Origin of the sequence: Microbacterium arborescens (genome assembly GCF_030369635.1) — a bacterium.
GTDB lineage: Bacteria > Actinomycetota > Actinomycetes > Actinomycetales > Microbacteriaceae > Microbacterium.
In genome coordinates, this window is the sequence record NZ_CP128474.1 from 3,271,304 (window position 1) to 3,286,447 (window position 15,144).

A 15,144-nucleotide genomic window follows, 5' to 3' on the forward strand; every position below is an offset into this window, starting at 1 on the left:
TGATGGTCGCCCGGGAACGGCCGGATCAGGCCCGGGCGCGCCGCGCGCGCGACACGATGAAGAGCGCTGCTCCGCCGACGACCAGCACCCCGCCCGCGAGGTAGAGCAGCCCTGTTCCGGTTCCACCGGTCAGCGGAAGCTGGAAACCGGCGTTGCTCGGGACGTTCGTGACCGTCATGTCGATCCCGGTCGCCGTGCTCGCAGCGTTCACGAGGAAGCTCACGGGCTGAGCGAGCAGTTCGTAGCCGTCCGGCGACTGCGTCTCGACGAGGTAGTAGCGGATGAAGCCGGGGTCGCCCTCGGCGACCGTGGCACCGTTGGCGAAGTCGGAGTACCGCAGACCGTTGATGGTGAGCTCACCGCTGGTGGCGGTGACCTCGAACTCCGTCACTCCGTCGATGCTCACCGCGTTCGTCTGCGCGAGAGCGTCGGCCTCGCTGGTGAAGATCGCGAACTTCGCGCCGGTGAGCGCCTCTCCCCCCGTGCCCGCCTTCTGGAGGGTCATACCACCCCAGCGGGTCTCGACCGTCGGGGTGAGGACGGGGCCGCCGGGGTCGCCGGCTGCTGCGTCGAAGCTCGCGGCGTTGGGGTACAGCACGGCCTGGTTCTCGATCTCACCGATCGCGTTGGCGGACGTGATGATGTTCACGATCACGCGAGTGCTGTTGTTCGCGGCCAGGACGGCGCGGCCGGCTGCCGTGAACTCCACCCGCACCGAGTTGGTCGCCTCGTCGAAGCCAATCGTGTAGTCGGTTCCCTCGCCGAGGGCGGTACCGCTCTCGAGCGCGACGGCTGTCGAGACGTAGTCGAGCTTGGCATCGAGGGTGTCGACGATGCGGTAGCCGTCGATGACCGACTCGTTAGGGATGTCGGTCGCGATCGTGAAACGAACCTCGTCGCCCAGTCCACGGGCGGTCGCGTCGGTGACGGTCTTCTCCGCCGCCGTCGTCGAGTTCTTCGGGTACACGTGCACGTCGTAGAGCCACGTGTCGTTGCTGTTCGGGTCGGTCAGCGGCACGGTGACGACGAACGGCACGCTCGGGGTGATGCCCGGGCCGTAGCCCGTCTCCTCGACGACGTAGACGCCGACGGGAAGCCCACCGAAGAGGGCCTCGCCGTCCGCGCCCGTGGTCTGCGTCGTCCCGCTCGAGAGGGTGTACCCCTCCGCAGTGATCGACCCCTCGGGATCGCCGGCGTTGAAAGAGGCGGCGAGGTCGGATGCCGCCGCCAGGCCGGCGTTCGTGCTGAGGTCGAGCCCCTGCACCTGGCGCGCGCGGAATGTGATTCCCTCGAGAGGCGTCAGCCCGGTCGTGTCGACTTCCGTACCGTTGTTCGGCAGTCCCGTCGGCGACTCCGGCCGGTCGAATTTGTGGATGGTGATCGACCCGGTCTCATCGGGGTCGATCACAGGGGCGGCGCTGGCGGGCGCGGCGAACGACAACGCTGTCAGGACCGCTATGGCAGCCGCAGCGAAAGCGCTGGCCGCGCGTGATCGTGTGCTCGTGGACAAGAGTGCTCCTTGGGTGAGTGATCGTGTTTCGGGAAGTGCCAAGTCAGGAGGTGGGGTCGTGCTTCACCCGGGCGCGGTGGAGTGCACCGAACGCGAGGAGGATGAGGATGCTCCCGGCGAGGTACACGGCGCCCTCGCCGGGGCCGCCAGTGGCGGGGAGGACGTACCGCGGCACGTCCTCGACCCGGATCGTCGCGACCCCGTCGACATCGACAACTGACAGGGTGGCCGCAGCATCGGTCAGGACGATCGTGCCCGCGGCGTCGACGGTGAACCCCACCCGCTGCGCGAGGAGCTGAAACCCCGGAAGCGCCCGCGTCTCTTCGAGGTAGTAGGAGCCCGCTTCGAGGGAAGTCACGAACAGTCCGATTGCCGGCTGCCCGGAATCGTCGGTCCGCGGAGGCAGGGGGGCCCGAACGGGGGTGCCGCCCTGGGCGGCGGCGTACACGGCCCACAGCGAGCCGTCCATCGGAACGACCTGCCCCGTCGCGGACTCCCCGACCTTCTGCACCTGCACCAGCGAAGGAGTGACCTGCAGCGTCGAGCAGTTCTCGTCACAGGCAGCCGGCGGGTACAGACCCGTTCCGCTCACCGTGTTCCGGAGCTCACGCGACCAGGAGTCCGCGCCGACGACGACGTCGTACGAGAGCACGGCGCTCGCGCCGGGCGGCAGAACCACAGGTCCGGCCGTCAGCGAGTCCCCGGAGGGGTCGGCTACGGGCTGAGGCGTTCCGCCGGCCACCACGAGGGAGCCCGAGCCTGCCGTGAAGGTCGCATCGTCGAGGACGCCGGCGAGGTCGTCGGTGAGGACGACATCCGGGACTGCGGCGGTGCCGGTGTTCGCGGCGGTCACTCGGTAGCTCAGGGTATCTCCCGGCTGAACGGTCGCTCCGTCGGCGAGCGGCTGCCCGTCCAGGAACGCGGCTTTCGCGAGACTCCATTCGCGGGTCACGGAGCAGGCCTGGGCCGACCCGCTGTCGTTCGCGGCGTTCGAGTCCGCTTCGTTGCCCTCGACGGTCGCGACGTTGGTCCGGCATTCGCCGACCGGCACGTTCGTGTTGACGGCGATGCGGAACGTGGTGGAGGCGCCGACGGCCAGACGGCCGCCGGCGACGGAGATCCTGTCGCCCGTCACCGTGGCGGTGACCCCGGCTGATATCGTCGGGTCGCTCATGCCTGCGGGCAATGTGTCGATCACGGTCCATCCGCTCGAGGAGCCGGAACCGTTGTTCGTCACCGTGAGCTCGTATTCGATCCGGCTGCCGCTCACGAACTCGGCGGGCCCGGTCTTCGTGATCGAAAGGTCTGCAGGCAGGCCCGGGATCGACGTGCCGTCATTGAGGGTGGAGGACGGACCGGTGACCGGATCCGCTACTTCAAAGGTGGGGTTGGCGGAAGCGGGGTTGGAGATGACCACCTGGTACACCAAGCCGGTGCTGTTCGCCGAAAGGCCCAGGTTTCCGTTTCCGAACGTCCAGACCGCTCCGTAGCCGGCAGCCGAGTCGGGGAGGACACCCGTGAATCTCGTGATGTTGCCCGTGTTCATGTCGATACGGCGGATGCTGCCATTCGATGCCGAGCCCCACGCATATCCGTCTTTGAACGCGAAATCCGGCACGAACAGCTGGTTGTTGTTGCTCGCGATCGGGTCGCGCAGGGCGATTGTCTTGGCGACGGCGCCGGTGGCCACGTTGAGCGCGAGAACATTCGCGCTGTTCGTGCTGCCGATATAGAAAAGCCCGTCGGCCGGGTTGAACGCACCCGAGAAGAACTGCCGGGACCCGGAGACCGGGTCGGAGTAGATCGTGGTCCCCACACGTGTCACGACGCCGCCCTGGCCGATGCGGACGAGTGATCCTTGAGGGAAGTTCCCTCCCGTCTCGGACACGATTCCGTAGATGTAGTTGTCAGCCGGGTTGAATCCGATCGCGTTGTAGCCCGATGATGCACGCCCGCCCTCGTTCACGAAGGTGAACGATCCGTCGCCGCGCGTCTCCGCGCGCTGCAGCTGCGTCGGGGTCCCCTGGGAGATGAAGACGGTCGGCGTCGACGGGTCGAACGGATCGCCCGCGGCCGCCTGCGCCGACGGCGCCCCACCGCCGACCAGCATTCCGCCGACGAGCACGGCAACGCCGGCGAGCATCGCGAGAAGACGCTTTCCGCGGTTCGACGATCTCGGCTTCGCCACGAAACGTCGCATCCTGACCCCCAGACAACCTGTCTCGAGTTCAGGAGGCCGAGACAGCCTGTCTATCCTCGATGAGGTGCCGCCGTTTCGGTGGGGAACTGCGCCAAATAGGACGTCGGCCGCGCGCATCGAGACAACCGACGGAGTTCCTGCATGGGGCCGGCTGGCCGGTGAGGGTCTCATAGCGGGCACACCTGCCCCGCCCACGAGATGGATGGGTTCACGCGCCACGCTGGGTGGACGACGCGTCCGAGCAGTCCGACGTGAACCGTATCCCCGGCGACGGCCGCCACGGCAGCGGTCATGCCCGGCGGCGACTCGCCACGAGGGCCCCGACAGGTCCGCGCTGCGTGAGCCCGCATGCTGCCACGCATCCCTCACGACTGGCCAGAGGTGCGCGGGAGGGCTCGGATGGGGGTGGAATGGGATCACCGCTAAGAACCGCTACGAAGGGACACCCACCATGCGCGGAGTCATCATGCACGCCCCCGGCGACGTCCGCGTCGAGGAACGCGACGACCCGATCATCGAGAAGCCCACGGATGCCGTCATCCGCGTCGCGGCGGCCTGCATCTGCGGCTCCGACCTGTGGCCCTATCGCGGCGACGACCCCATCCGCCGCCCCATCCCCATGGGCCACGAGTACGTCGGCGTCGTGGAGCAGATCGGCGACGACGTCAGCGGCCTTTCCGTCGGCGACTTCGTCGTCGGCTCGTTCATCGCCTCCGACAACACCTGCGAGATCTGCCGCGACGGCTACCAGTCGCACTGCGTCGACCGCGTGCCGATGGGCCGTCTCGGCTCACAGGCCGAGCGCCTGCGCGTTCCCCTCGCCGACGGCACGCTCGTCGTCGTCCCGGGCCAGCCCACCGACGACCAGATCCGTGGCCTGCTGGCGGCATCCGACGTGCTCGGCACCGGCTGGTTCGCCGCCGTCGCCGCTCAGGCCGGCCCTGGCAAGACGGTCGCGGTCGTCGGCGACGGAGCGGTCGGCCTCCTCGGCATCCTGTCGGCCAAGCAGCTCGGGGCCGAGCGCATCATCGCGATGTCGCGGCACGCCGACCGCCAGGCGCTCGCCCGCCGCTTCGGCGCGACCGACATCGTCGAGGAGCGCGGCGCCGACGGCGTCGCTCGCATCAAGGAGCTCACCGACGGCCTGGGCGCGCACTCGGTCATCGAAGCGGTCGGCACGCAGGAATCGATGATGCAGGCGATCCGCTCCACCCGCGCCGGCGGTCACGTCGGCTACGTCGGGGTCTCGCACGACGTCGAGCTGCCGGGCGCCGAGCTGTTCGGATCCGGCGTGCACCTCCACGGCGGCCCCCGCCCCGGTGCGGCAGTACCTGCCCGAGCTGATCGAGCTCATCATGTCGGGGACGATCGACCCCGGAGCCGTGTTCGACCTGACGCTCCCCCTCGACGACGCCGCCGAGGGCTATCGAGCCATGGACGAACGCCGCGCGACGAAGGTGCTGCTCACCCTCTGACCGGTACCGGGATGCACGGCGCGTCTGCCGCGATCCCTTGCATGCGGGACCGCGGCAGACCGGCTCAGCCCCGCGCCGTGACCGCTCGCCGGCGCACCCGGGCGACGATGAGGAGCAGGCCGCCGAGGCTCAGCCCTGCGGCGAGCGCCAGCGGCGCGAGCGAGACCTCACCACCGGATGCCGCGAGCGAGCCGACCGCCCGGGCATCCGAGCTACCGCCCGGCGCCCCGGCCGGACCGGTGCCCGACGAGCCTCCCGACGAGCCTCCCGGCGAATCCGTGCCGCCGGGGGTTCCCCCTCCCGGTTCTCCCGCGCCTGGCTCGCCCCCGCCGGGCTCACCTTCGCCGGGAGCCGCCGTGATGTCGGCGAGTCCACCGTGGGTGAGGCTCAGGTACGGCGCCGAATGGATCGTCGTCATGGGCCCTTCCTCGGCCAGCAGCGCTGCGCGCTCGTCGGTCGGGAAGTGGTTCTGCGCCAGCTCGAAGTAGCTCATGCTGTGCGCCGTGATTCCCGCGTCACGCAGGTAATCGATCGTGCGCACGTTCGCGAGCTTCGCCGGGTCGCCCGTGTAGTAGGGGAAGGATGCCGGGTCGGCGACCCATCTCGTCGCGGCATCTGCGGCATCCGCGAGCCCGCGCCCGTTAGCGTTCACGTGATCGTGCACGTCGTAAGCGTGCGCCGACAGCGTCTCGGCGACGAGGAAGAGCGGCAGCAGAGAGAAGTGCGTGTACCAGATGCCGTAATCGCCGACGCCGTTGTTCCGGTCGACCTCTTCCGGAAGGTGCCCGTTCTCGTCGATCTGGTGATCGAGCAGCTCGACGGCGCGCGCGCTCGCAGCGTCGAGCCCCGCCTCGTCGTCGAGGTAGGCCGCGACGGCGGTCGTCGTCTCGAGGGCCCAGCTGCCCCAGTTGTTCGTGCGATGCAGGATCGACGCAGCGACCGGTGTCGCCGTCTCACGCAGGAAGCCGGCGAACACGGCCTCGGATGCCGCACTCCACACGGAAGTGCCGCGCAGCAGCTCCGCGGCGTGGACGAAGGCCGGGAAGTGGTAGCTGAAGGCGAGCGCGGAGTCCTCCCGGGTACGCACGCATTCGACCGTCGTGGTCCAGGCATCGATGAACTGCGCGGCGTGCGCGCCGTAGCGGGCATCACCCGACAGGCGATACGCCAATGCGAGCTCGTAGGCGGTGTTCGCGTCGTTCTGCAGCCCGTCCCGCGCCGCACGGTGCGCGGTCGGATCGTTGTAGAAGAACGGCACGAAGAAAGTCGTGGGAGGAGCAGGTGTTCGCTCGAGACCCGCGTCGGCGGCCGTGAGCAGACGCGCGTACGCAGACGTCTGCGGCTGCTCACCCGCCGCGATGCGCGCCGACACCGCCTCGATGCGCGCGTCGCTGACGAGCACCTCGCCGCGACCCGCATCCGTCGCCGGTGAACCCGACCATCCGACGCAGTCGGTCGGCACCGGCTCGGCGCGATCGATGACGCCCGACAGCTGCACGGCGTCGACCGACATCCGGACGTCGCGGTGCGCCGCGAGCGCGAACCCACTGCCCGAGAAGGTGGCGTCTGTGACCTCGATCAGCGTCGTCACCTCCCCGGCGCCACCGAGACCCACCCGCATCCGCTCACCGTCGAGCGACGCCGTGACTGTCACCGGGCCGGCGCCGGGGCGGGCGTCGGTCTGCGCGGTGCCGAGCACGGCGACCTGCCCGTCACCGGCTGCGCGGATGACCGCCAGCTCTCCGCTGTTGCGCACGAAGACGGTGTAACCGGACTGCGTGTAGTCGTCGGCTGTTCCGGTGCGACGCACCGTGAAGCCCGCCCACGCGCTGGCTCCCCCGCCCGCAGAGGCGAAGGTCACCGTCGCCGTCGCCGCTTCGGCGAGGCCGCGGCCGGTCAGCGCGAGGATCGATCCGCGCGACGACCCCGGCTGCACGACTCTCGCGACGCCGTCCGCCGCCTCCCACGTTCCGGCTGCGGGCAGCCAGTCGGGAGTCAGCTCATCGAACGCCTCCTCGATCGTCGCGGGCGGCGCCGGAGCGGCGACCGCGGGCAGAGCCGGTATCGCGAGCGCGACGGCTCCGATCACAGCGAGCGAGAATCTCCATCGATTCTTCATGTCGTACCTTTCGTCGGGGTGTTCGGTGTTCACATCACGCGCAGCGACACGATCCGCGCCTGCGCGGCACCGTTCGTGGCCGTCACCCGCACCCGCAGGCCCGTGACCCCGTCGACCTCGACATCGTGCACACGCTGTCGTCGGCGGTTCGCCGTCACGCTGACCCGTTCGACCCAGACACCGTCGGCGCCGCAGGTCTCCACGACGTAGTCGCGAACCAGCTCGGGGAACACGCGGTTGGGCGTGCGGTGGTGATGCAGCGTGTTGAGCTCGACGTCGGTGTCGTCATCGAACACCAGGCGCACGGCCGTGATCGACTGCTCGACGTCCCACGCGAGGGCGAGATGCGGCGCCGCGTCGTCGGGGCGCGACATCCACAGGTTCGGACCGCCGAAGAACCGCTGATAGCCGCCGACCGCCTGCTGGGCCGCGAAGGCCGATGTCTGGGGATGCAGGCGCACGCGCGGCGTGCGCCCTCGCATCGGGATCGCCGGCCACGCGATGACGCTCTCGGACTCGTCGACGGCGACGTTCTGATCACCGTCGGCCTGAGGTCGGTGCGGCAGGGTCAGCACTCCCGGCACCTGCGCCTCGGCGAGCACGACGCTCACATCGGGATCGGCGCCCAGGACCACGACGACGTTCTCGGGCTCAGCCGGGGTCCACACGAGCGGCAGCCGCACCCACTGCGGGTCGGCGGCTGCCCTCACGTCGACCGAGACCCGCATCCGTTCGTCGATGGGAACCGCGTTCTGCCGACGCCCGGTGGTCCACAGGGCGGCGGTGAGGGTGGTGCCGCGGGTCACCTTCAGCAGGACGTCGACGCCGTCGAGCCGCGGGTCCACCGGGACGAGCACCCCCAGGTCGGAGTCGAGCGTTTGCTCGGCGACAGCGGCATCCGGCACGAGTTCGACAGGGTCGAGCGTGGTCGCCACCGATGACGCCGATACGCGGGCCTGCCGCGCCAGGTCGGCCGGATCGGTGTTGCGCACGCCGAACACCGAGGCGTCCTGGCGCAGGAGCACCTGGCGCAACGCGTCGGCGTGGTCGGCCGCCAGCGCGCGCGGACGCACCCCGAGGTCGAGCGCGAGGGCGGCTCCGGTTCCCGCCGCTTCGCCGCCCGCGCCGCATGTGGCCATGACACGGGTCGAGCCGAACGCGACATGGCTCGCCGAGATGTCACGACCCGCTACCAGCAGGTTCGCGACGTTGCGCGAGTAGTAGCTGCGGAACGGGATGCCGTAGATGCCGTTCGAGTACCGCTGGTGAGCCCCGGCCTCGGTGGCGTACATGCCCTCGACCGGGTGCAGGTCGATCGACCAGCCGCCGAACGCGACGTCGTCGTGGTGGTCGACCTGATCGAGGATGTCGTTCTGGGTCAGCACGTGGTCGCCGATGAATCGGCGGTACTCGCGCTTGCCCGGGATCGTGCCGACCCATTCGAGATCGAGGGTGTCGGCGTCGAAGCGGCCCGAGTTCTTGATGTAGTCCCAGATGCCGAAGATGACGGAGCGCAGCTCATCGCGGATCGCCTCGTTGTCGTGCACGGTGTCGAGGTGGCCGCCCCATTCGATCCACCAGTAATGCGCACCCGAGTCGCCGGACCGCAGGATCCGCGACGTCGGGATCGGGGTGGTCGTGATGTCCTTCGCCGAGTCCGGCGCGACGAAGTCGACCGGTCGCCCCACATCCTTCGTGTAGAAGAGGATCGTCGAGCCGAGGAGCTCGTCGTCGGCCGTCTCAGGCGCCCACGCCTCGCCGAACTCGTCGCGGGACTCCCGTCCGATCCGGAACTCGGCGCCGGCCAGGTACCCGATGAGCCCGTCGCCGGTGCAGTCGAGGACATACGGGCTCCGGAACGTCGTGGCGATCTCCGACCCCATCGTCCACCCGTGCACGGCCGTCACGACCCGCTCGCCGTCGACGTCGTCGGTGTCGATCTCGCGCACATCCGTGTTGAGGAACAACCGGATGTTGGGCTCCGCCCGCACCGCGTCGAGCACGACCTCGTCCCAGATGATCGGGTTGCCCTCCGGGTTGCGGTACTGGTTCTCGACGTAGAGCTCACCGATCACGCCGCTCTCGCGGGCGAACCGCTGGATGCCGTGCGACGTCGCGCCGACGACCCAGACCCGCACCTCCGACGACGAGTTGCCGCCCAGCACCGGCCGGTTGCCGATGAGCGCCACCCGCTTCCCCAGCCGCGCGGCGCTGATCGCCGCGCAGACGCCGGCAAGGCCGCCGCCGACGACGGTGATGTCGGATTCGATGTTCTGAGTGCGCATGGTTCCTTCAGGGCAGGGGGATCACCGGCGGGAGCGAGACGGCTCCCGCCGGTCGGATGGCGGTCTGATCGAGCGGTGAGACGGACGCGGGCCCGGGCGGGCTCAGAGCAGGCGGGAGATCGCCTCCCCCGCGCTCTTCATCGCCGCGGCGGGCTGCGCCTGGCCGATGAGGACCGCCTGCACCTGTTCGGCGATCGCGGTCTCCATCTGCCCGTAGGCGGGGTACTTCCACAGCGGGCTGGGCTTCGCCGTCGCCGTGATCGACGACGTGAATGCCTCGACGAAGGCGTTCGAGGTGACCGCGTCCGACGACAGCGCGGCATCCGTCGTCGGCGGCAGGCCCAGCGCCGTGAAGTACGTCTCGCTCTGCGCGGTGTCGCTGGTCAGCCACGACGCGAAGTCAGCCGCCGTCTGCGCCCCCTCGCCGTCGACGACGACGACGAGGTGTCCCCAGAGGACGTGCTGCGGGGTCTGACCGGCTTTGAGAACCGGCCGCGCGATCGGGATCATCTTGTCGCTGAGCGAGGCGTCGGGCGACTGCGAGAGCACGGCCGACTTGCCCACGGGCGCATCGTCGTAGAGCGCGGTCGCACCCTGAGCGAAGAGGGTGCGGGCGGCGGCCCGGTCGACGTCGGGCGCGATGAGCCCCTCGTCGTAGAGCTTCTTGTACCACTCGACGGCCTTGATCGACGCTTCGTCTCCGATCGCCGACTCGTCGCCGTCGACGATCGGCGAACCGAAGGTCTGCATCCACACGACGATGTCCTTGAGCTGCGCGGCCTTCGTGCTCGCCGCGTAGGGGATCACCCCGATCCCCTTGAGCGCACGCAGGCCATCCTCGAACTCCTCGATCGTGGCGGGGGTGAGCGACGCCCCGGCACGGTCGAACAGCTCGGCGTTGCCGATGAGGCCGACGGCGCCGATCGTCCAGGGCAGTCCGAGCTGCTTGCCGTCCGACTTGCCCGCCCCCAGGGCGGCGTCGGTGTACCCCTTGCCCTGCGTGAACGCGGACAGGTCGGTGAGCTTCCCGAGCGCGGCGAGCGCCGACAGCCAGGCGACGTCGAGCTGCGCGGCACCGGCGAACTGGCCACCCCGCACCTGCAGCGTCAGCTGGTTGAGGTAGTCGTTGTACGGGTAGGCGACCGTGTCGATCCCGATGCCCTCGGCCTGCCGGAAGCTCGTCAGGGCCGACTCGATCGCCGGCTTCGCCGCTTCCTCCGACAGGCTCCACGACGAGAACGTGAAGTCGGTGGCGGTGCCGCCGCCCGGCGTCGCGGCCGGCGCACCGGAGCCTCCCGGGGCGCAACCGGCGAGCCCGAGCACGGCGGCGCCGCCGATGCCGAACACCGAGTACCGCAGCAGCGTGCGCCGCGAGATGTCCTGGACCATGAATTCTCCTTCGAATCGGGTGGGTGGGTCAGCCCTTGACCGCGCCGGCGGTGATGCCGCCGACGAGGAAGCGCTGAAGCAGGATGAACGCGACGCAGACGGGCACCGACACCACGAGGGATGCCGCCATGAGCGCGGGCCACGAGGTGCTGGCCTCGGAGATGAAGGTGTTCACGAGGCCGGGCGGCAGCGTCTGCCGATCGGGCCCGGCGAGGGTGAGCGCGAAGATGAAGTCGTTCCACCCGCGGACGAAGGCGAACAGCCCGGCCGCGACGAGACCGGGGGCCGCCAGCGGGAACACGACCGAGTGGAAGATGCGCCACGGACCGGCACCGTCGATGCGCGCGGCCTCGATGAGGTCGTCGGGGAGCGCGTCGAAGAAGCCCTTCAGCATCCAGACGCACAGCGGCAGCGTGAACGTCGTGAACGACAGGATCAGCGCGAGGTAGGTGTTCAGGAGACCGAACTGCGCGAAGACGAGGTAGAGCGTGACGAGCAGCAGCGCCTGCGGGAACATCTGGCTCGACAGCACGAAGTACATCAGCGACTTGCGGCCCGCGAAGCGGTACTTCGAGAAGGCGTATCCCATGTACATCGACACCACGACCGACAGCACGGCGGTCACGACCGACACGATCACGCTGTTGCGGAGGTAGCCGAAGATCTGCTCGTTGCCGAAGACCGCCGCGTAGTGCTCGAACGTCACCTGTGTGGGGAAGATGGCCGGCGGGAAGGCGAACACGCGGTCGCTCGGGGTGAGCGACGTCACGAGGAGCCAGTACACGGGAGCGAAGCCGAAGAGGACGATCACCGCGAGCGCGGTCCACATGCCCCAGCGGATGCGGGTGCGTCGGCGTCGGGTCGGCCGCGGGGGCTCGGGGGCCGCCGCGGCCGTTGCCGCGGGCACGGGGACGGGGGTGATGGTGCTCATCGGGAGCCTTCCTTCTCGCCACGCTCGGAGAGCCACACGTAGACCACGACGAGCACCGTCAGCAGCGCCATCCAGACGATGCCGAGCGCGCCGGCGTGACCCAGGTCGTAGCCGCGGAAAGCGGTGTCGTACACCTCGGTGGCGAAAGTGCTGGTAGTGCCCGCGGGGCCGCCGTCGGTCAGCACGAAGATCGTGTCGAAGTGCTGGAAGTTCCAGATGAACTCGAGCAGCACGACCAGAGCCGCGACGCCGCGGATGTGCGGCCAGGTCACGGCGAAGAATCGGCGGACGACTCCGGCTCCGTCCATCGAGGCCGCCTCGTGCAGTTCGCCGGGGACCGTCTGCAGTGCGGCCAGCAGCATGACCATCACCCAGGGGAAGGTGTTCCACGTCTTCGCGATGATGAGCGCACCACGAGCAGTGTCGGTCTGGAAGAGCCAGGCGACCGGACTGTCGATGGCACCGAGGCTCATGAGGATGCCGTTGAGCACACCGTAGTTGGCGTCGAAGATCCACATCCAGAGGAACGAGACGACGACCCCGGGAATCAGCCACGGGATGAGGAAGGCGCCCCGCAAGATGCGCTGGCCCGGGAAGCGCTGGTTCAGCACGAGCGCGAGCGCGAGCCCGATCAGGAACGGGGCGATGGTCGCGCCCACGGTGAAGATGAGGGTCTGCCAGACGAGCCGACCGAAGTCATCCGCAAGGACGGCGGACAGGTTCTCGAGCCCCACGAACTCCATGCCCGGATAGAGCAGGTTCTCGTCGAAGAACGCCGAGACGAGCGACCGCAGCAGCGGGTAGAGCACGATCGCGCAGAGCAGCACGAACCCGGGCAGCAGCAGGAAGACCAGGAAGGTGCGCTCGCTCAGCCGCGAGCCGAGTCGGCCCCGCCCGGGGCTCTCGTGAGCGGTCACGCTCGAAGAGGTCATCGTCGTCCTTCGTTTCGTCGTCCGGGCCGTCGTCTGCGACTCCCGGGGTAGCGACTATCCGCGTCGCCGAACTCAGAGTGCACGACGTGCGCACAGTGCGCAACCGTCATGCACTATGTGCATAATGGGGTGACGGACGTCGGCGGCGAAAGCGAGGAAGCATGGCTGCGGAGAAGGGCGCCAATCAGAGCGTCGAGAAGGCGATCACGGTTCTCGAGACCTTCTCGGGGGGCGAGCCCATGCGCGTGAGCGATGTCGCGCGCGAAGCCGGGATCGGTCAGTCGACCGCGTCCCGTCTGCTCGCGACTCTCGAGGCCGGCGGGCTGGTCGAACGCGATCCGCAGACGGCGCTGTACTTCCTCGGCGCCGAGCTCATGACCCTCGCGGGCATTGCGATCAATCAGAACCGGGTGCACCGAGTCGGCCGTCAGATCGCGCAGAGCCTCGCCGGCGAAATCGGTCTCGGCGTCAACATCGCCCTCCTTCGCGGCGCGGAGCTGGTCTACCTCTGCAACTTCGAAGGGCCGCTGTCACCGAAGTCGCACACGCTGATGGGGCAGCGCGTGCCGCTGCATGCGACCAGCATCGGCAAGGCCACGCTCATCGGCACGAATCGCGAGAAGCGCCTACGGCTGTTGCCGGAGCTGCCCGGCTTCACCGAGGCGACCATCACGACGCACGAAGCGCTCGACCGCGAGGTCGCGCTGACCGCGAGACGCGGCTACGCGATCGAGGTCGAGGAGTTCGTGCTCGGACGGGCCTCGACCGCAGCGCCGATCCTCGACCGCAGCGGGAAGATCGTCGCGGCCGTCTCCATCTCCGGGCCGCTCACGGCGATCGATCTCGAGGCGCGCGGCGCGGAGCTGGGCCGCACGGTCGTCGAGACCGCCGACCGCATCAGCTCGGGCCTCGGCTATCAGGGCCCGGCCTGAGCCTTGCGGTCCGACCGGCGGCGCCCCGCGCGTGCGATGAAGAACAGGATCGTGCCGACGACGATGTAGCCGGCGGTGCCGAGCCACACCGGCCCGGTCTGCTGCGTGAGCAGCACGATGCTGGCGATGATCGCGAGCACGGGCACGACCCGCGGCACCGAGAAGTGCTTGTGCTCGACTTTGTCCTTCTTCAGCACCAGGACGCTGACGTTCGCCGACAAGAAGACGAGCAGAAGCAGCAGCACCGTCGTCTCCGCGAGTGTTCCGATGTCACCGAGCACCGTGAGGAGCATCGTGGCGCCCGCGACGACGAGGATCGAGACCCACGGCGTGCGACGCTTCGACAGCACGCGACCGAAGGCGTGGGGCAGGAGCCCCGATTCGGCGAGACCGTAACCCACGCGGCTGGCCATCACCATGAACAGCAGGGCCCCGTTGGCGATGGCCACGAGGGCGATGAGGCTGAACAGCCACGGCGGGATCGCGAAGCCGCTCGCGGTCACGACGTCCAGCAGCGGCCCGGTCGACTCGGCGAGCTCGGCAGGGGGCACGACGATGACGGCCCCGATCGCGATGAGCAGGTAGACGACCGCCGCGGTGATGATGGCGCCGAAGAGCGCCCGGGGGTATGACTTCGACGGGTTCTTCACCTCTTCGGCCATGTTGGCCGCCGCCTCGAAGCCGAGGAACGAGAAGAAGGCGACGATGGATGCCGCGAACGCCCCCTGCAGCGGGGCCACGTCCGGGGCGAACTCGAAGATCCGTGCCGGCTCGCCGCCGCCCCCGGCGAAGACCATCGCCGCGACGAAGATGACGATGACAAGCCCCGACACCTCGATGATCGACGCCACGAAGTTCGTCGCGAGCGACTCGCGCACACCCCGCAGGTTGATGAGGGTGAGTACCGCGATGAAGGCGATCGCCACGGGGATCGGCGGAATGTCGAACAGCGCGGCGAAGTAGTCGCCCGCGAACGCGTTCGCGAGCGCCGCCGCCGTCGTGATGCCCGACGCCATCATGAGGAAGCCGACGAGGAACGACAGGAACGGGATGCCGAACGCCTTGTCGACGTAACGAGCCGCCCCGCCCGCGTGCGGGTACTTCGTGATCAGCTCCGCATACGTTCCCGCCGTGAGCAGAGAGACGACGAGCGCGATCAGCAGCGGCAGCCAGATCACACCGCCGACATCGGTCGCCATGGTCCCGACGAGGGTGTAGATGCCGGCGCCGAGGGTGTCGCCGACGATGAACGCGAACAGGAGGGGGGTCCCGATGGCCCGTTTCAGCCCGGGGCGATCGTCAGCGATCGGCGCACTGGTGTCGTTGGTCATCGCATCACTTCAGCGGCTCGCCCCGGATCCGAACAACCCC

General features: G+C 69.2%; 9 protein-coding genes and 1 pseudogene. 2 read left to right on the top strand and 8 right to left on the bottom strand.

All coding sequences use genetic code 11. The features are described 5' to 3' along the window. Positions 1–25: 25 nt before the first annotated feature. A complete protein-coding gene (locus QUC20_RS15485; RefSeq protein WP_289330459.1) occupies positions 26–1,510 on the bottom strand; it encodes a SpaH/EbpB family LPXTG-anchored major pilin in 1,485 nt (494 codons plus the stop codon). Between the two features lie 43 nt (positions 1,511–1,553). Then, entirely contained in the window at positions 1,554–3,710 is a 2,157-nt protein-coding gene (locus tag QUC20_RS15490) for a DUF6923 family protein (protein WP_289330460.1), read from the bottom strand. A gap of 451 nt (positions 3,711–4,161) precedes the next feature. On the opposite strand from QUC20_RS15490, the pseudogene QUC20_RS15495 reads away from it, so the two are divergent. Continuing rightward, positions 4,162–5,185, top strand: a pseudogene (locus QUC20_RS15495) (zinc-dependent alcohol dehydrogenase family protein). Between the two features lie 64 nt (positions 5,186–5,249). On the opposite strand, the gene QUC20_RS15500 reads toward QUC20_RS15495, so the two are convergent. From QUC20_RS15500 to QUC20_RS15520, 5 genes are all read right to left on the bottom strand, one after another. Continuing rightward, the gene (locus tag QUC20_RS15500) at positions 5,250–7,304 is read right to left on the bottom strand and encodes an alginate lyase family protein (RefSeq protein WP_289330461.1); all 2,055 of its coding nucleotides are present in this window, start codon (positions 7,302–7,304) and stop codon (positions 5,250–5,252) included. 29 nt (positions 7,305–7,333) lie between these two features. After that, positions 7,334–9,589, bottom strand: a complete 2,256-nt coding sequence (locus tag QUC20_RS15505; protein WP_289330462.1) for an FAD-dependent oxidoreductase — start codon at positions 9,587–9,589, stop codon at positions 7,334–7,336. 102 nt (positions 9,590–9,691) lie between these two features. Further along, a complete protein-coding gene (locus QUC20_RS15510) occupies positions 9,692–10,978 on the bottom strand; it encodes a sugar ABC transporter substrate-binding protein (protein ID WP_289330463.1) in 1,287 nt (428 codons plus the stop codon). A 28-nt stretch (positions 10,979–11,006) separates the two neighbouring features. Then, positions 11,007–11,909, bottom strand: coding sequence for a carbohydrate ABC transporter permease (locus QUC20_RS15515; RefSeq protein ID WP_289330464.1), 903 nt, complete (start codon positions 11,907–11,909; stop codon positions 11,007–11,009). Further along, complete coding sequence (locus QUC20_RS15520; RefSeq protein WP_289330465.1) at positions 11,906–12,841, bottom strand: carbohydrate ABC transporter permease; 936 nt, start codon at positions 12,839–12,841, stop codon at positions 11,906–11,908. Before QUC20_RS15520 ends, QUC20_RS15515 begins: the two co-directional genes overlap by 4 nt. Positions 12,842–13,002: 161 nt before the next feature. Here QUC20_RS15520 and QUC20_RS15525 point away from each other — a divergent pair, with 161 nt between their 5' ends. Then, complete coding sequence (locus QUC20_RS15525; protein ID WP_120263985.1) at positions 13,003–13,773, top strand: IclR family transcriptional regulator; 771 nt, start codon at positions 13,003–13,005, stop codon at positions 13,771–13,773. Here QUC20_RS15525 and QUC20_RS15530 read toward each other — a convergent pair. Further along, the gene (locus tag QUC20_RS15530; protein WP_289330466.1) at positions 13,758–15,104 is read right to left on the bottom strand and encodes an APC family permease; all 1,347 of its coding nucleotides are present in this window, start codon (positions 15,102–15,104) and stop codon (positions 13,758–13,760) included. The two genes, QUC20_RS15525 and QUC20_RS15530, sit on opposite strands and share 16 nt — an antisense overlap. Positions 15,105–15,144: the final 40 nt, after the last annotated feature.